19 protein-coding genes are annotated in these 19,940 nt (G+C 44.4%); 16 read left to right on the plus strand and 3 right to left on the minus strand.

What is annotated here, in order from left to right:
- Window positions 1-15 precede the first annotated feature (15 nt).
- The 11 genes from GK047_RS15630 (at window position 16) to GK047_RS15680 (ending at window position 12,864) form a co-directional block, all read left to right on the plus strand.
- Window positions 16-897 (plus strand): carbohydrate ABC transporter permease, encoded by an 882-nt coding sequence (locus tag GK047_RS15630; RefSeq protein WP_163948409.1) that lies wholly within the window; start codon window positions 16-18, stop codon window positions 895-897.
- 68 nt (window positions 898-965) lie between these two features.
- The gene (locus GK047_RS15635) at window positions 966-2,822 is read left to right on the plus strand and encodes a sensor histidine kinase (protein WP_205516808.1); all 1,857 of its coding nucleotides are present in this window, start codon (window positions 966-968) and stop codon (window positions 2,820-2,822) included.
- Window positions 2,823-2,825: 3 nt separating this feature from the next.
- Window positions 2,826-4,016: a response regulator gene (locus GK047_RS15640; RefSeq protein WP_163948412.1), complete on the plus strand. Its 1,191-nt coding sequence runs from the start codon at window positions 2,826-2,828 to the stop codon at window positions 4,014-4,016.
- A 176-nt stretch (window positions 4,017-4,192) separates the two neighbouring features.
- The gene (locus GK047_RS15645) at window positions 4,193-5,473 is read left to right on the plus strand and encodes an ATP-binding protein (RefSeq protein WP_163948415.1); all 1,281 of its coding nucleotides are present in this window, start codon (window positions 4,193-4,195) and stop codon (window positions 5,471-5,473) included.
- A 3-nt stretch (window positions 5,474-5,476) separates the two neighbouring features.
- Window positions 5,477-6,376 carry a response regulator gene (locus GK047_RS15650; RefSeq protein WP_163948418.1) on the plus strand — a complete coding sequence of 300 codons (900 nt, stop codon included), beginning with the start codon at window positions 5,477-5,479 and terminating at the stop codon, window positions 6,374-6,376.
- 519 nt (window positions 6,377-6,895) lie between these two features.
- Window positions 6,896-7,699, plus strand: a complete 804-nt coding sequence (locus tag GK047_RS15655; RefSeq protein ID WP_163948421.1) for a transporter substrate-binding domain-containing protein — start codon at window positions 6,896-6,898, stop codon at window positions 7,697-7,699.
- 74 nt (window positions 7,700-7,773) lie between these two features.
- Window positions 7,774-8,430, plus strand: coding sequence for an amino acid ABC transporter permease (locus tag GK047_RS15660; RefSeq protein WP_163948424.1), 657 nt, complete (start codon window positions 7,774-7,776; stop codon window positions 8,428-8,430).
- On the plus strand, window positions 8,427-9,149 hold the full coding sequence (locus GK047_RS15665; protein WP_163948427.1) for an amino acid ABC transporter ATP-binding protein: 723 nt from the start codon (window positions 8,427-8,429) through the stop codon (window positions 9,147-9,149). Before GK047_RS15660 ends, GK047_RS15665 begins: the two co-directional genes overlap by 4 nt.
- A gap of 225 nt (window positions 9,150-9,374) precedes the next feature.
- Entirely contained in the window at window positions 9,375-9,914 is a 540-nt protein-coding gene (locus tag GK047_RS15670; protein WP_163948432.1) for a C40 family peptidase, read from the plus strand.
- A gap of 265 nt (window positions 9,915-10,179) precedes the next feature.
- Complete coding sequence (locus GK047_RS15675; RefSeq protein WP_163948435.1) at window positions 10,180-12,384, plus strand: 5'-nucleotidase C-terminal domain-containing protein; 2,205 nt, start codon at window positions 10,180-10,182, stop codon at window positions 12,382-12,384.
- Window positions 12,385-12,648: 264 nt separating this feature from the next.
- Window positions 12,649-12,864 carry a helix-turn-helix domain-containing protein gene (locus GK047_RS15680; RefSeq protein WP_163948438.1) on the plus strand — a complete coding sequence of 72 codons (216 nt, stop codon included), beginning with the start codon at window positions 12,649-12,651 and terminating at the stop codon, window positions 12,862-12,864.
- Here the strand turns inward: GK047_RS15680 and GK047_RS15685 are convergent, their stop codons facing one another.
- The gene (locus GK047_RS15685) at window positions 12,865-13,479 is read right to left on the minus strand and encodes a TetR/AcrR family transcriptional regulator (protein WP_163948441.1); all 615 of its coding nucleotides are present in this window, start codon (window positions 13,477-13,479) and stop codon (window positions 12,865-12,867) included.
- Between the two features lie 137 nt (window positions 13,480-13,616).
- Between GK047_RS15685 and GK047_RS15690 the strand changes: the two genes are divergently transcribed.
- On the plus strand, window positions 13,617-14,870 hold the full coding sequence (locus GK047_RS15690; RefSeq protein ID WP_163948444.1) for an MFS transporter: 1,254 nt from the start codon (window positions 13,617-13,619) through the stop codon (window positions 14,868-14,870).
- 50 nt (window positions 14,871-14,920) lie between these two features.
- Here GK047_RS15690 and GK047_RS15695 read toward each other — a convergent pair whose 3' ends face one another.
- Entirely contained in the window at window positions 14,921-15,235 is a 315-nt protein-coding gene (locus GK047_RS15695; protein ID WP_163948447.1) for an antibiotic biosynthesis monooxygenase family protein, read from the minus strand.
- Window positions 15,236-15,237: 2 nt separating this feature from the next.
- Between GK047_RS15695 and GK047_RS15700 the strand changes: the two genes are divergently transcribed.
- A complete protein-coding gene (locus GK047_RS15700; RefSeq protein WP_163948450.1) occupies window positions 15,238-15,627 on the plus strand; it encodes a hypothetical protein in 390 nt (129 codons plus the stop codon).
- Window positions 15,628-15,781: 154 nt separating this feature from the next.
- A complete protein-coding gene (locus GK047_RS15705; RefSeq protein ID WP_163948453.1) occupies window positions 15,782-16,156 on the plus strand; it encodes a winged helix-turn-helix transcriptional regulator in 375 nt (124 codons plus the stop codon).
- 93 nt (window positions 16,157-16,249) lie between these two features.
- On the opposite strand, the gene GK047_RS15710 is transcribed toward GK047_RS15705, so the two are convergent.
- Window positions 16,250-17,308, minus strand: a complete 1,059-nt coding sequence (locus tag GK047_RS15710; RefSeq protein WP_163948456.1) for a YncE family protein — start codon at window positions 17,306-17,308, stop codon at window positions 16,250-16,252.
- A gap of 343 nt (window positions 17,309-17,651) precedes the next feature.
- Between GK047_RS15710 and GK047_RS15715 the strand changes: the two genes are divergently transcribed.
- Together GK047_RS15715 and GK047_RS15720 are read left to right on the plus strand one after the other, a co-directional pair.
- Window positions 17,652-19,235 carry an AraC family transcriptional regulator gene (locus GK047_RS15715; protein WP_163948460.1) on the plus strand — a complete coding sequence of 528 codons (1,584 nt, stop codon included), beginning with the start codon at window positions 17,652-17,654 and terminating at the stop codon, window positions 19,233-19,235.
- 130 nt (window positions 19,236-19,365) lie between these two features.
- Window positions 19,366-19,926 (plus strand): nitroreductase family protein, encoded by a 561-nt coding sequence (locus GK047_RS15720; protein ID WP_163948463.1) that lies wholly within the window; start codon window positions 19,366-19,368, stop codon window positions 19,924-19,926.
- Window positions 19,927-19,940: the final 14 nt, after the last annotated feature.

Raw genomic sequence — 19,940 nt, forward strand, 5'->3', positions numbered from 1 at the left:
GAGGGGAGTGTCAACATGAATTCAACGCTGGGTGTAGTTTCTGTGAAGCCTACTGCCGAAGTGAGACGCAAACGCCTCTCCATCGTGAAGGTGCTCGCACTTGTCCTTCTCTCTGGTTTAGTGGTTACGCAAGTGTATCCGCTGCTGTGGTTGTTCATATATTCATTGAAAAATAATGAGGAAATTTTGTCAGGCCGTTTTTTCTCGCTGCCGGCATCCCCGCAATGGAAAAATTTCAGCGATGCCATTGCAGCAGGGCACTATTTTCAATACTTAAAAAATAGCTTGCTCGTTACCTCGTTGACCATGGTTGTCGTACTGTTGCTTAGCTCATTAGCCTCGTTCGCGATCAGCCGTTTTCGTTGGAAATATGGTCAGACGGTGATGGTTATTTTCTTAATTGGCATGATGATTCCGCTGCAAGCGACCTTATTGCCACTTATGATTATTTTTAAAAATATGCATATTCTGAACACGCATCTTTCCATAATTTTGCCCTATGTGGCCTTCCAGACACCGATTGCCGTATTTATCCTAAGCGGTTTCATGAAATCGATTCCGAATGAAATTGAAGAATCGGCGGTCATGGATGGAGCCAGTGTGATAAGAATTTTCCGCAGCGTCGTTCTACCTATTTCCATTCCCCCGATGATGACGGTGTGCATTCTAACCTTCATTAACATATGGAATGAGTATATTTTGGCCGCGACGTTCATCTCATCGGAACGACTTAAGACGCTTCCTTTCGGTGTGAACAGCTTTGTCAGTCAGTATTCCGTTAATTATGGGGCAATCGGGGCATTTTTGGTGCTAGGCGCACTGCCGGTCATCCTTATTTACTTCTTATTAGCAGATAAAATTACAAAAGGCATGGTAGCGGGAGCGGTGAAGGGTTAACTTCACTTCTCTCTCTTTTTTGTTACCTATGCTAAGATGGGGAGTAAAGGCATAACGAAAGGGGACCGATGAGCGTGGCACGGGGCCTTCATTCTATACATAATCGATTATTTTTACTATTCCTAACCTGCATGATGGTCCTTTTGCTCATTGTGAGCTTTCTTTATTATAAGAAGACAACCGATATTATTCACAGTAAAATTAGCGATTTGGCAGAAAAAAATATTTCCCAAACGGTTGGTTTGTTCGATTTGCTGCTTCAAGGCTATGATAGCGTCACCAAATCGCTGAATAGTAATTATGAGATGCTGCGCCTTATTGAAGACCGCGAAGCGAATAAAGATCCGGCCCTTAGTGTTATAAATGAACGAACCATTACGAATATCTTGGGTGCGATTTATTATTCTCGCGATGATATTGTAGGTATTCATGTCATTACCAACGCCGGGAAAAACTATAACTACGAGCGAAGATTTGCCGGTGTGATTGATGCGAACTATTCAACTTCAGATTGGTATCAGAAGCTAACTGATTCTTCGGGGGAGATGGTGTGGTTAGGCTTATTTCAGGGGTCTGTTATTAATCGCTTAAGCGATGATCCGCTCTTCGTATTCGGTCGTAAGCTATACGATCTGACCGATCATCGAATGATCGGGGTCATGCTTATCGAGACGAATCCACAGCCTATTCTAGCCGCGCTATCGAATGTCACAATCAGCCCGAATAGTCGCGTGTACATTGTCGACCGGGAGGACCGGATGATTGCTTCCACAGAGAAGGAGCAGGTCAAGCTGCCCTCGTTCAGCGGCCTTCCTCGTCCGCAGACCGACCAAATTATAGTAGACGATCGAACGGATCAGCTCATTGTTGCGGCTAAGGCGAAGATGTCGGATTGGACGGTGCTGGGACTTACGCCGAAAGGCGACATTAATGCCGAAATTGTCAAAACGAGAGAGTATTTATACATCGTCATCGTTATCCTTATTATTTTATCGACCGCATTGGCTAGTTTGATTTCGCGGAATATCGCTTCCCCGCTGAAGCTGCTGATCCGCGAGATGAAGCAGGTGGAAATGGGGAATTTCAAGGGCTCCGTGACCGTTAAATCATTTGAAGAAATCAACTCGTTGGTTTCCTCGTTTAACCGTATGGTGAATCGGATGGACGAATTGATCGAGCGGATCACCCTGTCTTCTATTAGCGAGAAAAACGCTGAGCTGCAGGCGTTGCAGTCGCAGGTCAACCCACATTTCCTTTATAACACATTGGATATGATTTATTGGATGTTAGATGAACGGGAGAACGACAGGCTGGGCCGGGTTATCTTAGCTTTATCGCATATGTTCCGTTATAGCAGTGACTGGGAAGAAGCGTCCAAGACAACGCTGCGTCAGGAATTGGATCAAATGCGGCATTATATGACGATTATTGAGAGTCGTTTGGAAGGGAGAGTCAGCACGGAGATTCATGTGGCTCCCGATTGGTTGGATGCAGGTTTGCCGAAGATGACCATTCAACCTATTATCGAAAACGCAGTCAAATACGGATTGGAACCTTTTGACCAGCCTGGTGTCATTCGCGTATCCACGGAAGTCCGTGAACAGGAACTGCGGATCATTATTTCCGATAATGGCGTTGGTATCGAGGAAAGCGTACTTCTACAGATGAAAGAGACCCTTAGGAAGGGGACAGCAACTATGGATGCTCACGCTGATTATCAGCAGGATACAGACGGGCGTTGTAGTTCTAGCTCAGATAGTTTGAGCAGTGCTTCGAAGAAAATAAGAAGAGGTATCGGCTTAACCAACGTTCATCGTCGTATCATCCTTATGTACGGGGATATTTACGGTCTAAGCATTCAAAGTAAGCAAGGGGAAGGAACGACGGTTACGATTGCGATTCCGCTTCCCCGGAAAGGAGGTTAGAACGTGGACATTCTCATTGTTGACGATGAAACTGTCATTCGTGAGGGAATTCAACGTACGCTGATCAATCGGTTCCCGCAGTACAGGATGCATTTGGCGGCGAATGCGGAACAAGCGATGGCGCTGCTTCGTAATCATCACATTCATCTAGTCCTCACGGATATATTAATGCCTGGCATGACGGGTCTGGAGCTTATGAAAATTTCTCGTAATCGGCATCCCCACGTCAAATGGGTCGTTATCTCCGCATATTCGGAGTTTTCCTACGCTCAGGAGGCTGTTCGGTTAGGGGCTAAAGATTATTTGCTCAAGCCAATCGGTAAGGAAATGTTAACGGAAATGATCGAGAAAATGAGCGGTGAAATTGCTCGGGAAACGGAATTAACAGAGGAAGCACAGCTGTTGAAGACGAATCGCAGATATTTGCAAGAAGCCGTCTTTCAGCGCTGGGCATTAGGACTTGATACAGGACGCATCGATATGGGGCCTTTCATAGAGCAGCACCCCTATTTCCACCTTATCATGGTGAAGATGGAGTGTGACAAGGTCGTTCATCTCGAAAATTTCATTATTGAGAACGTCCTGCTCGAATTGATTGAGAACTATGGCAAAGGCTTCGTCACAGTGCACGACAGTAAAAGTTTACTGGGGTTGGTGACACTGCCAGCGGGGGTCAGTTTGCCTGAGTTGGTCGATGAACTGCGGTTGCATCTCATCAAATACTTGAAAGTACCGTTTCAGCTTATGAGCTCTGAGCGAATCGAGCAGTTCCAAGCAGTGCCGGCAGAGGTGCAGCGAATGCGACAAGCTTCCACCACACAGGTCTACGAGCACTATGCTAGCGGCAGCGATCGCTCTATAGAAGTCGCGCAGCAATACATTCGCACGCACTATCATGATGATTTGTCCTTGGAGAAAGTAGCCTCTATTGTTTACTTGAACCCTGTCTACTTCAGTCAATTGTTCAAACAGAAGACCGGTTCAGGCTTTAAGGAGTATGTCATTCATCTGCGGCTGGAACAAGCAAAGCAACTCCTGATGAACCCTAGGATGAAGCTCGCCGATATCGCGGAACGGATCGGTTATCAAGACATGCGTCATTTCACGCAAGTGTTTCGCAAGAAGTATAGTGTTACACCGTCTGAGTACCGCCAAGAGAACAGCTTGAACACTTCTGATAAATGCCAGCAATAAGCTCAAGCTCCCTAACGTAGATCAGGGGGCTTGAGCTTTATCAACATTTAAGCATGTATATGTATAAATATGTGGATTTTTATCTTGTTGAATGTGTGTTAGTGTATATAACCATAGAAAGTTTCGTTTTATGAAGGATCTTGGGGGATGAATCTTTAACAGGAGTGAATCTGAGGATGCAGACGTTTATCAAAAATGAAAAATTGCAAATATTCGTTATCGCCCTCTCTGCAGCTATTGGGGAAGGCTTCAAGATTAACCCGTTCAGCGGCGATTTTTTTCGGATTGGTCTTGGGGTAAGCACCTTCTTGTTTCTGTTACTCTTCATGCGTCATTTATCCTATATAAAAGCTGGCATCCTTACAGGCTTAGTTAATGTGGCTTTTCAGGCTGGGGACTGGATGCTGCTTACCCATTCCTTCTCCGTGATCGAGAGTTTGCAAAATAACCTTGCAGCGGGTTTCTACTATGTTGTGTTTGGCTTTGGGATGAGTAGGATTCAATCCCGAATCACGGAGTTCCACCCTCTCCTTTTAGGCGGAATCGTCTCGCTCATCGATTTTGTAGCGAATGGGACAGAACTTTTGGTTCGCGGTACGCTGCTCGGGACGACGGTATTTGAATTCCATGCGTGGTTTGTTTTATTGATAACTGCGATTGTGCGAAGCTTTTTCGTTATTGGTTTGTATAGCAGCATTGCGGTAAGTCAGATGCGTTTCCTTCATGCAGAGCGGGAAAAACGAATGGAGCAAATGCTCAATATCGGCGCTGGGCTTTATGGAGAAGCCTTTTATTTGAAAAAATCAATGGATACGATTGAGGAAATTACTGCGCATAGCTTTGATCTCTATCGGAAATTAAAGGAGCAGAGCCTGACTAGCCATAGTCAACAGGCGCTGGGAGTTGCTCAGCAGATTCATGAGGTAAAGAAGGATTCTCAGCGTATTTTAGCGGGGATATTAAAGTTGTTTGATAGTAAGATCATCGTTGATATGAATCTCTCGGAAATCCTCCACTTTGTTATTAAGGGTAATGAGGAATATAGCGAGATGCTGAAGAAAACAATCAGGATAGAAAAAGATATGGGAGATGACTACAATATTAAGAATTACATCCCCATTTTAACGATACTTAATAACTTGGTAGCGAATGCGGTCGAAGCTATCGACTTACAGGGGACGATCCACCTTCGTATTTTTGAACAAGATAACGAAACGCTATTTATGATCTCTGATGATGGCAAAGGGATACCCGAGCAAGACAAGGACATTATTTTCGAGCCCGGCTTTACAACCAAGTTCAATCAAGAAGGCATAGCGGCTACAGGGATTGGGTTATCTCACGTACGAGATATTGTTCGTTCCTTGGGAGGTTACATCGCAGTCAAGTCCTCAGAAGCTGGTGGCGCCAAAATGGTTGTTTGTCTTCCGACATATGAATTAAAAAAGGGGGGGTAATCGATGTCGCTTTCTTTCATTATTGTTGATGACGATGCCGTTAGCAGAAGGATGCTGCAAAATATTATTGAGGATTGTGGACTTGGCGTTGTCATTGGCATGGCAGAAGGGGGAACCGAGGGTGCTCGGATGGCACTTGAGACGAAACCGGATGTCGTGCTGATTGATTTACTAATGCCCGATCAGGATGGAATTGAGACGATAGCCCAATTGAACGAGGCTGGATTTAAGGGTAAATTCATCATGATCTCACAAATTGAAAATAAAGACATGGTTGGACAAGCCTACCAGAATGGAATCGAATTTTTTATTCATAAGCCGATTAATCGTGTGGAAGTTGAAGCGGTTCTGTTTAGAGTAAGTGAACGCTGGAAGTATGAGCACTATATCATTGAAATCAAGCAATCACTGGCCAAAATGGATGGTTTCGATTTGCCAATGGCCCGTAAAGAACGAAACAGTGTCCGTGATTGTGTCAAATTGATCCTCATGGATCTAGGCATTATCGGTGAAAATGGCAGCAAAGATATCATATCCATTATGGAAAATTTAATTGAGCATCGGAAGGCAAATCTTGATTTGCCGCCACTTAGAGAATTATATGAATCTGTGGCTCGTACCTATAAACAAAGCCAAGCTGAGATTGAGAAAGAGAGTAAAACGATTGAACAACGGATTCGAAGGACGGTGCTGGCCGCGTTAACGAACCTCGCTTCCATTGGCTTAACGGATTATAGCAATCCTAAATTCGAATACTATTCGCCGCTGTACTTTGATTTTCAAGATGTCAGGTTGAAAATGAAGGAAATGGACGACGGGCTTCAATCTGAAAAAAGCAAAGTGAATATTAAAAAGTTTTTGCATGTTTTTTATTTAGAGACACTAGAGAAAATGAAACATTAGTCAAATAGGGAGAGCGCGGGTACGCGGTTAGGGAATTTGAACCATTGTTCTGGAGGGATTAGGCCAGATTGAGGGTTTGGGTTCCTTTTTTATGTTGGAATAAGAACCGAAGCGATTCGAGGTGAATGATGCTTGAGTGTGATATAACATCACACAAAAAACGGCTTAATATTTTATGCAAACGGATACAAATGTCAATAGTTAAATAATGTGAGGGTCAAACCTCACGAAAAAAGCTTACATGTAAAATTAATTGTCATATGGCGGGATATTTTTTTGTAGGATCATGTAGGGTTGTGTAGGGCAGGAATTACTATAAAAACGTAGCAGAAAACCTAGAAACCAAATCTGTGTGATCGAAGAGGGAGGATAGAAGCTCATAACCAAAGCGAACCTATTGTTCGCGGCAGGTATCCAAAGTACATCTTTCGGTCAAAATAACGGAGCAGGTTTCATCGTATCTCGTGTATGTGTAGGGCAACTATATAAAATCTAACAAAAATGAAAAGGGGTATTCATATGAAAAAATTAGGAACAGTTTTATTGGCGACCGTATTGGCATTCTCTCTTAGCGCTTGTGGCACACCGAATTCAAACAAGGCTGTAGATACTGCTCAGCCGACCAAGAAACCCGATGTAGTTAAAAAATACACGTTCGGTACGGATGCGACTTACCCTCCTTTCGAATTCGAAAAAGATGGGAAGTACGTAGGGATTGATATCGAATTGATCAATGCGATTGCCAAAGAAGAAGGCTTCGAGATTGAACTGAAACCAATGAATTTCAAAGGAATTATTCCTGCTATTACAGCTAAACAATTGGATGGCGCACTTGCGGGTATAAGTATTACAGACGAGCGTAAACAGGTCGTGAATCTATCGGATTCGTATTACAAAGCAGGTCTTTCACTCGTCGTTCGTGAGGATAATACGACAATTAAAAGTCCTGAGGACTTAAAGGGTAAAACCATCGCGATCAAAAAAGGAACATCCGGCGCTAAGCTTGCGGATGAACTAGGTAAAAAATATGGCGCGGAAGTCAAATATTTCGATGATAGTCCTTCGATGTACCAAGAGGTCGCCAACAAGAACGCGGATGTTACAATTGAGGATTTCCCAGTTATTTCTTATAAAATTGCGATTGATCCTAATTCGAAGCTGAAAATTGTTGGAGATCGCTTGAATGGTGACTTGTACGGTATCGCAGTAAGCAAGGAAAACCCTGATTTGTTGAATAAAATCAATGATGGCCTGAAGAAGCTGAAAGATAGCGGTAAATTAGATCAAATTATTAATAGCTATATGGCAACATCCTCTAAGTAAATCATATGCGGCCGCTCTTTCTTGCCAAAGGGCGGCAATAGAATTAATTAGTGAATAGAAGGGGCGGGGATTCGTTGACTTCCTCATTTCAAGTTATGTTGGATGCATTACCCACTTTAGTTCAAGGCTCTCTAATTACTTTGAAGATTGTCGTTATTTCTTTAATTATTGCATTTATTATAGGTCTAATTGCGGGATTAATGAGTGCGTCTGTAAATAAATTCCTTCGTGCCGTTGCATCGGTTTATGTTGATCTTATTCGGGGAACGCCGCTTCTGGTCCAAGTTTTTTTCATTTATTTTGGATTGCCCGTTTTTCTGGATGTTCGAATATCCGCAGAGACGGCAGGTATTTTGGCCATTAGCTTAAATGCTGGGGCTTATATCGCTGAGATTTTCCGAGCGGGGATTATGTCCATTAGCAATGGTCAGACGGAAGCTGCTCGATCGCTAGGACTAAGCAGATATTTAACAATGAGACTGGTTGTGCTGCCACAAGCTATTCGCCGTATGCTGCCTGCCTTTGTGAACCAATTCATTGTAAGCATTAAAGATACTTCCTTGCTCTCGGTTATTGGGATCAAGGAACTGACGCAGAGCGGTGAAATTATCATTTCATCCAACTTCCGCGCGTTCGAGATATGGACTGTTGTAGGGATTTTTTACTTCATAATTATTTATGCATTATCCCGGCTATCTCGCATGCTTGAAAGGAGGTTTGCGTTAAAATGATCGTTGTTGAAAACCTGAAGAAAAGATTTGGTTCCAACGAAGTGTTAAAGGATATTTCTACAACCATTCGGGAAAAAGAAGTTGTTTGCGTTATCGGACCGTCCGGCTCTGGTAAAAGTACATTTCTTCGCTGCTTGAATCTTCTCGAGGAAGTAACTAGCGGCAAAGTAGTGATTGGGGATGTAGAAGTTACTTCACCTGAAACGAATATCGATAAATTACGCGAAAATGTAGGAATGGTGTTTCAACTCTTCAATTTATTCCCTCATCTAACGGTATTAGAGAATATTATGTTGGCGCCTAAATTTATTAAAAAGTTGAATAAGCAGCAAAATGAACAAAAATCCATGGAGCTTTTAAAAAAGGTTGGTTTGTCCGCCAAACGGGATGAATACCCCGAACGCTTATCTGGAGGACAGCAGCAGCGTGTAGCGATTGCTCGCGCGCTGGCCATGAACCCACGTGTGATGCTGTTTGATGAACCCACTTCTGCGTTGGATCCTGAAATGGTAGGCGAGGTATTGCTTGTCATGAAGGAACTAGCCCATGAAGGCATCACGATGGTTGTTGTTACACATGAGATGGGCTTCGCTCGCGAGGTGGCGGATCGAGTCATCTTCATGGATGGTGGCTATATCGTCGAAGAAGGGATACCTTCCGAAATCTTTGATTCGCCTAAACATGAACGCACACAAGCCTTTCTGAGCAAAATTTTATAGGTAGATACTAGCTATTTTAACGCTTATATGGCTGTGGCAACCACAAAACACGCATGTCAAGGGATGGACGCTCATCCAATTTTCATCAAACTCTCAGAATGGATAGCAAGGCTAGGCTGGGCTTGACTCTCATCTCTGATCGGTAAATATTAGGTAACCTGATATATGCTAAGGTACTATCAGGTGCAAGCCTAACACCACGATCCAGAAGGAGGAAGTCCAATCATGCAAACAATGAAAAAGAACCGCCTTGCCAAATCGTTAGTCGGGATAAGCCTTAGTCTTTCCTTATTGACTTCAGGAAGTATGCTTTTGAATCCGCAGTCGGCTCATGCTGCGTCTGCTACCTCAACTGATGTGACAACTGCTTACAGTGCAGCAAGCTCAGCGGTGACAACTAAGGTCGTCCGAACAGCAGAATCCTATATAGGTAGAGTTAAATACAAATTTGGGATTAGAGATACGCAGCATCTAATTTTAGACTGTTCTGCTTTCACACAGCTTGTTTTCAAGCAAAATGGGATCACAATCCCGTGGGGATCACGCGCGCAAGCGAGTGTCGGTACACGGGTGTCGAGCAAAAATAAGCTTAGCAAAGGTGACTTGGTCATGTTTAGCGTAGGCACGCCAGGCAAGATTAATCACGTTGGTATTTATATTGGGAACGGGAAATTCATCAGCAACACGAAGAGTTCAGGTGTCATAATTAACGATATGAACACTGGTTACTGGAAAAATAGATTTATAACAGGTCGTCACTTGTAAAACAAGAACCGACAACTTTTCGAAAAGTCTCTATGAGCCATTGCCTCTTCTGATCGAAGGCTAGTTCCGATTAGAAGAAAGCAAATGGCCTCTAGGGGCTTTTTTTGCTTTGTTCTACCTCTACGATATGAGAGGAGCTTTAGTAGTTGATATGGGGAAATCTAGTAGAACAAGATTAAAGCGGTTCCATTCCTAAGATAGATAAGATAGAATGAGTGGTGTAATTCCTTTACAATTCCTTAACAAAAAAGGGGACAGCTAATTTATGCGAAAATTTTCTTTAAAGGGGTACGTAGGTCTAGCTCTTTCATTAACGTTAGGAGCCGCTAGTCTCGTAAGCCCTCTGCCAAGTGTTAAGGCAGAAGAGCCTGAGACGACGATTTCATTGCTGGGCACTTCCGATATCCACGGACGGTTTATGCCCTGGGATTATGCCCTTGACGGTCCGAATCAAAGCGGGAGTCTGACACAGCTGTTCACAATGATTAAGAAGATTCGTCAAGAAAATCCGAATACCATTTTGTTGGATGCAGGGGATATGATTCAAGACAACTCAGCGGAACTGTTCAATGATCAGCCCAAGTCACCGATGATGGTAGCAATGAATGAGATGAAGTATGATGCTTGGGTAATGGGCAATCATGAATTTAATTTTGGCTTGGATGTATTGAAGAAGGTTTCTTCTCAATATAATGGGCAGCTCCTTGCAGGCAATATTTATAAAGAAAACGGCGAACGCTTCATGCCTGCATATACGATTATTGAGAAAGCTGGCGTTAAGGTCGGGATCATTGGGATGGATACACCTATGGTTACCGATTTTGAGAAAGGCTCGGATCATTTGAACGGGATTGTTGTGAAGAATCCTGTAGATGAGACGAAGAAAGCGATTAAAGAGCTAGAAGGCAAAGTGGACGTGATTGTCGGACTGATGCATATGGGGCTGGATAATGAGAACGGGAAGCCAGGCACGGGTGTAACGGATATTGCTAACGCAAATCCTGAGTTGGCGGCTATTTTCGCAGGTCACATGCACAAGCTGGTAAAATCGGAAACAGTTAATGGTGTGCTTATCTCCGAGCCAGATAAATACGGAACGCACATTTCGCGCATCGACCTGACCTTCACGAAACAAGCGGGTAAGGTTGTGTTGAAGAACAAGCAAGCCACAGCATTACCTGTGAAAAGTGCCGACGGGAAGACGGAAGTATCCGATCCTGAATTGGAGACGACATTGAAACCGTATCATGAATTTGCGCGTGCGGATGCCAATATCGAGGTGGCTCAGTTAAAGGGGACGAATCTTGTGCCACAGAATGAAATTGAAGGCATTCCGAGCGTACAAATTCAAGAGACTCCACTGTCCGACTTCTTCAGCGAAGTGATGTTGTATTACAGCAAAGCCGACGTTGTCGCTCATCAGATCGATAATGATAAAGCTCGGTTGGACGTAGGGCCTATTAAGAAAAAAGATATCGCCTACAACTATCAGTTCGCTCTTGGAGAGGTCACCGTTTATAAAGTTACGGGTAAAGATCTCAAAGACTATATGGAGTGGGCTGTAGGTTATTTCAATTCTACGCGTCCAGGAGACGTAACGGTTAGTTTCGATAAGAAAAGGCGTGCATCCAAATACAGCACGAATGATTTCTTCGGCGGAGTGACGTATGACATTGATCTCACAAAGCCTTATGGCAGTCGAATTGCGAACCTCAAGTACATGAACGGAGATTCCGTGCAAGCAGGGGATACCGTTAAACTCGGCATGAATGCGTACCGAATGGATGCTCTTAAAGCAAAGGGTGGAGCTCTCGAAGGCCGGACTTTCGAACAACTATGGTCTTCAAAGGATGCGAATGCTTTCGGTGAAATGGGTGGAACTATTCGCAATCGAGCTATTGCTTATTTGAAAGATGTAAAGAATGGCGTATACGAGCCGAAGATTAATAATAACTGGAAGATTACAGGCGTGGATACCCAAGCACCAGCGCGTGCTGATGTTGTTCAATTGATTAATGCGGGTATTTTAGCTATTCCGAAAACGGAGGATGGCAAGTACACGAATGTAGCCTCTATTAATATTCAAGATTCTGCTACAGCAGAAGAAATCACTGAGCTTTCGAAGAAAGCCAAAGTGAGTCCAGCGTTGTTTGCGGCTGTGACAACGAAAGGCGATCTCTACCAGAAGCTGAATCAGGCAAGAAAAGCCCCGATTGTGACTCCAGTAGAGCAGCCAAAGCCAAGTGTTCCTGCTGTGGAAGAACCAACAGCGGAAGTGTTGAAGCAAGCCAAGGTTACAGCTTACTATTTGAATGTACGAGCTAAAGCTTCTCCGTCAGCGAAGATTTATACGGCGGTACCGAAGGATACGCTGCTTGAAGTACTTGATATCGAGAACGGATGGGTCAAGGTTTCCTATGAGGGACAAACAGCTTATGTGTATGGTGAGTATGTAGTTTTACTGCCGTAATTATAAAGTTAGCCAGAAAAGCAATCCAGGCGTGGAGCCCGGATTGCTTTTCTTCATCTATACACTCCCTGATGCGTTCACAGAAGCGGCATCACTCCGGTTTAACGAAGGGAGTACGAACTAATAATAGATTCCGATGCCAATCATACAAGCACTTAAGCACCCGGATACCTAGGAAGATGGTGAGGAGTGATGTATAGTCTGCTATAGGCAACGTGCAGTTATAACGATTCGCTTACTAAGGAAGGGGAAGGGGGAAATCCAGTGGAATTTAGACATAAATTAAAAGAGCTGCGGCAGCAGCAGGATTTGACGATCCGCAAGCTTGGAGAAAAAGCCGGTATCAGCTATTCCATTCTGAATGCCATCGAGAATGGCAGAATTCAACCTACGGAAGAGGTGGTGATGGCCCTAGCCACTGCATTAAAGGTTGAGAATAGAGAAGAGCTGCTCGTTTTAGCAGGGCATGCTCCTTCTTAGTTAAGGATGGCTTGTGGCTGGTGAACGTAGGCAAGCCTGTTTTAAATAAGTGGAAAGACTCTCGATATTCATCCGTATATGTCGATTGTCACCCTCAAGCTTGCTCATCATCACGGCACCTTCCATGGTTGATAGGGTAAAGGTAGCCAGGGCGTCGATATCGAGGTCCATTTTGAATTCTCCGCTTTGCACGCCTTGAGAAATAATTGCTTTCATCGCGTCCAGTGTGCCCTTTAGGCCCATCTGGGCTCTTTGGCGTAGGACGGGATGAGCATCGTCGCTTTCAATGGCTACATTGAGAAGCGGGCATCCCCCGATAAAAGGAGGGGCATTGACGACATTCTCGTACACACGCAAATAAGCTAATAGCTTGTCAGAAGCTGTTTCTTTTTGAGTAATAGCTTCCTTTAACTGACCACCAACAATATTAGCAGCGTAGTTATAAGCTTCAAGAGCAATTTCGTCTTTACTTGCAAAGTGGCGGTAGATGCCGCCTTTCTTAATACCTGTAAGCTCCGTAATCGCAGATAGCGATGAGCCCGAGTACCCATATTGGTTAAAGAGCTCGGCCGATTTGGCGATGATGTGCCTGCGGGTGTTTTCTCCTTTTTGCATCGTGATCCCCCATTAAACAAATAAATGTAAGTATAGTATAACAAATGAGCTTCCCCTATTGAAAATAAAAGTATCTGTGTTATTATAAAAAAAAGATACCGATTGGTATCTTGTGTGAACGCATGAGGGGGGTTACAATGGAGAATCAAACATGGTTTAAGGAACCTAAGCATGCTTGGATAGGATTGGGGACCTTGTGGGTTATCGGATTCGTAGGGGCGCTAACGAGGTTCATCATGGCTTATTTCCAAGTGCAGATAGCAGAGGACTTACAAATTAGTAGAGGATTTATTTCTATGGCCTGGTCCACCAATTTACTAATTGCCGCCTGCTGTGCGCCTCTAGGGGGATGGCTCGTGGATCGATACGGCCCTAAGAAAGTGATGCTGACTAGCGCCCTCATGGGCATAATCGGTACAGGCATTGTAGTGCTGGGACATCAGCCGATCGTTTTCTTTATTGGCTATGGGGTTATTTCAGGGTTGATCGGCATTGGGACGACAACAACGTATATGCTGATGTTCGATTGGTTTCAACATCACCGGGCCAAAGCCACCGCGCTGTTGGCGAGCGCCTCCTCTGTGGGGCTGGCAGTCAGTACCCCAATCTTTGTGTCCTCAAGCTGGTTAACTTGGAAAGATGCTTTTCTGGCCTCATTCATCCTCGGGATTGTTATTGCATTGCCTATGATTTGGTTGGGCATTAAGAGTCCCCAGCAGCAGAACAAGGCAGAGAGCGTTCAAGAGCTTCCGCCTATGGAAGAACAGGAAATGTCGCAGTCGGTTGGTTCATCTCTCAAGGCAAGGGCTTTGCATCTGCCCATCTTTTTCGTGGTTGCTTGCGCATTGTTTACGTGCGGTTTCAACATGGGAACCGTCGAAATGAACTTGGTCGCCATCCATCAGTTGGCGAATGTAACGCCAGGCATGATTGCGCTATCCATGAGCGTGCTTGGTATTTTAGAAATTACGGGGTCGCTCGTTTTTGGCTATTTGTTGGACCGCTTCAATAAGCTGATGCTCATGACTATTTTATACGGTATTCGCATCATGGGATTTACTTTTCTATTCCTGCACGTAGGCTGGTCACCAGTCCTGTTTGCCGCAGCATTTGGGATTACGTATTTGAGTGCAATTCCAGGGGGCTTACTTATCGTGAATGAGTACACCAAAGGGAAGGGGAAGCAAACCGGGTTCCTGCTCCTCTTTCATCAAGGCGGCAGTATTCTAGGTGCGTTAATCGGGGGCGCTTCATTTGATTATTTTCAGAATTATCAGTTGCTGATTGGGGTGGATGTCTTTATCTGTACGCTTGTAACGCTTGGCTATTTTCTACTGTTATCAGCCAGGAGACGTAAGATCCAGCTTCAACCTATGAAAGCCTCTACCTAAAAATAAAGGGTGGAGGCTTTTGCCTTACATAAGCTAAGGGATTAGGGCTTTTAGGGCTTTTTTACTGCCTTTACCGTATAAACATCACTCTTGGACGAGAGGACGAAGTCCGGTTTGCCATGTTTACGCTCTTGGCGGTGACCTTCCAGATGGGGCTCGCTTAGCTCCCATTGCTTCCACATTGCTTCGTTTTCCCAGCGGATCATGACGATAATTTCTTCTTCGCCTTTACGGGCTTTTTTGACAAGAACGCTTAAATCTACAAAGCCTTCCGCTTTTTCAACAGCGGCTTCTGCCGAGAAGCGCTGGGCAACCTGATCCGAAAATCCTTCTTTTACGACAATGGATAGCGTTTCAATGACCATGAATGGAGACACTCCTTTACAAAAATAGTACTCGTCTCATTTTATTGATAAACATTCTCAATGTCAACGAAGTGCATGTTTGGGGGGCGGCTACGGGTACCGTCATCATTGGCAAGGTCGGAAACGCTTTCCAGTATATTCGCGGCTCAAGCGATAAGGTACATAAAATTACGCAAAAAGCTGTTCAAGACGCTTTGTTGATCCGGCCGGAAACGGAGCAGGTCGTGCGCGACCTGAACGTGATCTCTAATGTAGCCGGGAATGCTCCGAGCATACGCAGGATGTGGACGCGTCAACTGGTGGGCAAAACGCGACGATGGAAGAAGTCGCTGCGACTTCAGCGATGTGGCACGATTAGCCGAAGACCTTCAAGATTCTTTATCTCTCTTTAAATTATAATCGTCTCCTTATTTATTTCAATTTAGGCAACTGATATCAAGGCATCAATTAATTCGAATGCGTCAGCAAGTTATGATAAAATCAAAGTTATATATAAGCGAAATATGCATATAGCATCATTATGTATACTATAGGAGGCTAGAAGAAATGAAAGCACGTGAAGGTAGATTTGGGCCTTGTCCGACAGGCGAAGGTTGCCCAGTAGAATTCACCTTGGATGTGATTGGTGGAAAGTGGAAGGGTGTCCTGCTCTATCATCTAATTGATGGAACGAAGCGATTCAATGAATTTCGTCGTATTTGTCCGTTGATTACGCAGCGTATGCTAACTCTGCAGCTTCGGGAACTCGAAAATGATGGCATTGTTCATCGTGAAGTGTACCAGCAGGTGCCGCCGAAGGTGGAATATTCGTTAACAGAGTTTGGTAAAACATTGGAGCCGCTCATTCTCAGTATGAAACAATGGGGAGAAACTTACAGAAATCGAACTTTATCTAATAATAAAGAGCGTTCTCTGAAGTAGATCAACTTAGATGTTATGACGGATGTTTAATAAAGAAAGCGACAAAGAACCTCTCATTCCACTGTGTTGTGGCACTTGGGGTTCTTTTGCTTTTTATTTACGGTCCTGAACAACGGTGATCGCGGACTCGTTTCCAACGTAGAGCCGATTTGTTCGAGTATTCAATGCCATATTACCTGCTGGCTCACCCGTGTGAAGCGTCGTAATGAGTGTGTTGGTGCGACCATTGTAGACGAATAATTTATTGCTTTCGGTATCGCTGATAAAGAAGTGATTCGTTTGGGGATTAACAAGAATGAAGGTGAAGGGCGGTATTTTCAGCGTTTTCAATAAACGAATGGTGAGACCGCTTAAGACATATAATGTGCCAGGGCCTTCCTCCTGCGCGCTTGTCACATAGATTCGATTGGTGACAGAATTAAGGGCTAACTCGCTTTGCAGACGTCCGAGTTGTACAGGAATACTTTTCTTATTGATATTCCCATTAATGACGGAAAGGAAGCGGCTTAAATTATTCGCAATATAGATACGATTGGTTCTCTCATTCACGCCTGGTGAAATAATGGGATTCTTCCCCACTTTAATGGTGGAAATGACTTTCTGAGTCTGGCCATTGATCACATGGACGGAATCTTTACCTGTATTGGTCACATAAATGCGGTTCGTACGTTCATTGATTCCAACAAGTGCAGGTGATCCACCGACTTGAAGGGTGTTCAGTACGCGATTATCACTGCCGCTAAGGATGCTTATTGTACCGTTCGAGTTTGCTACATAAATGCGATTGCTTTTCTTGTGGATACCAATGCCGAAAGGACGTTCACCGACGGGAATTGTCGTGATGGGTAGATTAGTCGTACCGTTAATAACGGAAACAGTGGCATCTCGAAAGTTGGTTGAGTAGATCCGATTAGTTAGCTCATTAATTGCTAAAAATGTTGCACCATCACCTGCTTTTACGTTGCCAATGACCTGATTCGTTTGGCCGTCTAATACACCGACATCAGTCCCATTACGGACGAAATAAACGCGGTTGCTCACTGAATTTGTTTGAATATCACCAATTGAGCCTGTTAGGGGAATGATTTTGATTACTTGAGGCTGAGCTTGCAGTACCTTGGGTCTTGCAGGCAGTTGTTTGTTTTGGGCCAAGAGAGAGCTCCCCCTTTCATATTAGTTATTTATCAATATATGGGCTGATAACTGGATTGGGAACTATGAGTGATGTCACATAAACACAAAAAGAACCATTAGTTTGATGGCTATTTTATCTATAATGGAATTCAAGTAGATTTGCATATAGCTAACCTGCTTTTGTCATATTTCCCATTATAAAATTGAACTTTGCTTCTGTGAGTTACTCTTGGGATTAATAGTACTTTCTATGAAAGCTGAAATAGAAGGATTAAGCGCCTATCAAACATTTGACATTGAGAATTATTATCATTTACTATGGGGAGGTAAGTAAACTGGTTGCAAGGAGGTGGACACCCGTATGAGGAGGAGCTGTTACCCAGGAACCTATGCCCTTCATTATCAGGGGACGGATGAGCTCCACATCGAGAGTCAGACGACAGCGGAGCTTTCGGAGCGGGAGGGGTATACATTTGGCTTTGTCATGGACGAAATCGTGAGAGTAACCCTTGAAGATGAAACTCACCGCCGTACCGATAAGGTGCTGACAGGTGAGCTTTTCTTCGTTCCGCCCAACTGTCGATGCACACTGAAGAATCGAGAGACACATCGAGCCAGTATCATTCTGATCCGCTTCCAAAGCATACGGGCTCCTCAAGCACATGTGGAGAATTCGCGTTCTGCTTCCTCGGAAACCTCCGGCTTCATGGAGATGACCGAGCTCCAACTGCACAGTTTTCGGATGCCTCATATTCGTCATTGGATTCCTGATTTTCTGAGCGATTGCGGTCAACAGGATATTGCGCTTTATTACCAGCTTCAGTCTCACCTTTATATGATGGCGGCTTCGTTTGCCACATTCCTGCAAAGTCCTAAGCTGGTGGACGATAATTTAGTGGAATACGTGGAGCAGACCAAACAGTACATGCTTGAGCACTTTAATCAGACAATGGACATCGAAGAGATGGCGCGGTTGTCGGGTTCCAGCAGACGATTCTACCAAGCATTCAGAGGCATTACCGGTCTTAGTCCCCATAAGTTTGTGACGACTATCCGTTTGAACCGTTCTCTGGGTCTGTTAGGTAACGCACCTACATCGGTTATGGAAGTTGCTCATACAGTTGGCTATTCAGACGAGCTATATTTCAGCAGACTATTTAAGAAACATATGGGCCTTTCTCCCACAGAGTATATCAAGAACGCACAGGTACGGATTGCGAATCTATGTCTTATTTTCCACGGCGATTTGGCGGTACTCGGCATTACCCCCAAGGTTAGCTTGCCGAAAGACTGGTGGCAGGAGGAGGATATTGAGCCCTACATGGACCAGATTAGAAACTGTCAGCCTGACGTGATTTTAACGGGTCCGCTTCCAGACGAGTTATCCGAGAGACTTTCGCACATAGCGCCAGTCACCACAATCCGATGGCATCAATATAGCTGGAAAGAAACTCTGCTGATCATTGCCGAGCTAATCGGCTTATCGAGCGTGGCCCAACGATGGCTTAGCTATTTTGATATGAAGGTAGAAAATGCGCGAGAACATATTCGCGAGCACCTCGGTGGTAAGCCCTTTTTACTTGTTAGCGCCTTTGAAGAGCACTGTAGAGTGTATGGATTGACGAATAAGAAGATGAAAGACTTGTTCTACGATGAGTTACAGCTAACACCTCCTAAACCAGCAGAGCAAATTTCTTTCCTCGATACTTATACGCTGAGTGAGGTGGCTTCTCTGGACTGTGACAACGTGCTCTTCTTCGTGTCGACTTCTTTGACGAATGAATATTGTATAAACCTTGAAGAATCCTGGAGACGCCTCAAAAGAGAGCGCAGCAACGAGCAGCAGCAATGCTTGCTGATTCGCCATCAAGGTCTTCTCACCTATAATGCGACGATGCACGATAGCTTAATTGATGAAACCGTCTATCACTTATTGTCTAAATGATGACAGCGAGGGAAAATCCATATCAAATACAGAAAAGTCCATTCACGTACCCCGACATTCATGTAAAAATAGGAATCGTTGATAACCATTCTCACTAATGTTGGGCACGTGATGCCAGATAGGAGGACGCATGGAATTAGTACAACTTTTGAAAGCACGACGTTCTGTCCACGCTTTTGAGGATCGACCTGTCTCTGTCGAGCTGGTTACGGAGCTTTTGGATACAGCGGTTTGGGTGCCCAATCATCGGCTGACACAGCCTTGGCGCTTTGTGATTATCCATGGAGAAGCGCGCGCTAAGCTTGCGGAAATAGTTCGTAAACAGAGGGAAGCGAATGAGTCAGATCCAGTTAAAGCGAAAGAAATTGGACAGAAATTTTATGATAAATTCATGTCGGTTCCGATGTTTCTAGCCGTCGTGATGGCGGAAAACACGCATCCTGTTGTATGGGAAGAGGATTATGCGTCTACGAGCTGTCTGATTCACAATTTCAGTCTGCTGGCTTGGGAGCAAGGTATTGGCTTGGTTTGGGAAACGTACCCCCTGCTGCATGTCGCTGAATTCCGCGAGGCCTTTGGCGTTAAGCCAGGTGAGAAAATTGTTGGCAGCCTACACGTAGGCTATCCGAAGAAAGTTCCTCCGGTACAGGCGCGCAAAGCGGCAAGTGAACTTTTGACGATCATTGAATAGCCCCTCTTTTTTTG

The organism is Paenibacillus sp. SYP-B3998 (genome assembly GCF_010820665.1).
Taxonomy (GTDB): Bacteria; Bacillota; Bacilli; order Paenibacillales; family NBRC-103111; genus Paenibacillus_E.

Excerpts from the sequence above, each read along its gene's own strand:
- GK047_RS15700 (WP_163948450.1), top strand. The coding sequence starts at position 15,238 with ATGGAGACACTCCTTTACAAAAATAGTACTCGTCTCATTTTATTGATA.
- GK047_RS15720 (WP_163948463.1), top strand. The coding sequence starts at position 19,366 with ATGGAATTAGTACAACTTTTGAAAGCACGACGTTCTGTCCACGCTTTT.
- GK047_RS15665 (WP_163948427.1), top strand. The coding sequence starts at position 8,427 with ATGATCGTTGTTGAAAACCTGAAGAAAAGATTTGGTTCCAACGAAGTG.
- GK047_RS15670 (WP_163948432.1), top strand. The coding sequence starts at position 9,375 with ATGCAAACAATGAAAAAGAACCGCCTTGCCAAATCGTTAGTCGGGATA.
- GK047_RS15675 (WP_163948435.1), top strand. The coding sequence starts at position 10,180 with ATGCGAAAATTTTCTTTAAAGGGGTACGTAGGTCTAGCTCTTTCATTA.
- GK047_RS15645 (WP_163948415.1), top strand. The coding sequence starts at position 4,193 with ATGCAGACGTTTATCAAAAATGAAAAATTGCAAATATTCGTTATCGCC.
- GK047_RS15705 (WP_163948453.1), top strand. The coding sequence starts at position 15,782 with ATGAAAGCACGTGAAGGTAGATTTGGGCCTTGTCCGACAGGCGAAGGT.
- GK047_RS15690 (WP_163948444.1), top strand. The coding sequence starts at position 13,617 with ATGGAGAATCAAACATGGTTTAAGGAACCTAAGCATGCTTGGATAGGA.
- GK047_RS15635 (WP_205516808.1), top strand. The coding sequence starts at position 966 with ATGAGCGTGGCACGGGGCCTTCATTCTATACATAATCGATTATTTTTA.
- GK047_RS15715 (WP_163948460.1), top strand. The coding sequence starts at position 17,652 with ATGAGGAGGAGCTGTTACCCAGGAACCTATGCCCTTCATTATCAGGGG.
- GK047_RS15650 (WP_163948418.1), top strand. The coding sequence starts at position 5,477 with ATGTCGCTTTCTTTCATTATTGTTGATGACGATGCCGTTAGCAGAAGG.
- GK047_RS15695 (WP_163948447.1), bottom strand. The coding sequence starts at position 15,235 with ATGGTCATTGAAACGCTATCCATTGTCGTAAAAGAAGGATTTTCGGAT.
- GK047_RS15655 (WP_163948421.1), top strand. The coding sequence starts at position 6,896 with ATGAAAAAATTAGGAACAGTTTTATTGGCGACCGTATTGGCATTCTCT.
- GK047_RS15685 (WP_163948441.1), bottom strand. The coding sequence starts at position 13,479 with ATGCAAAAAGGAGAAAACACCCGCAGGCACATCATCGCCAAATCGGCC.
- GK047_RS15630 (WP_163948409.1), top strand. The coding sequence starts at position 16 with ATGAATTCAACGCTGGGTGTAGTTTCTGTGAAGCCTACTGCCGAAGTG.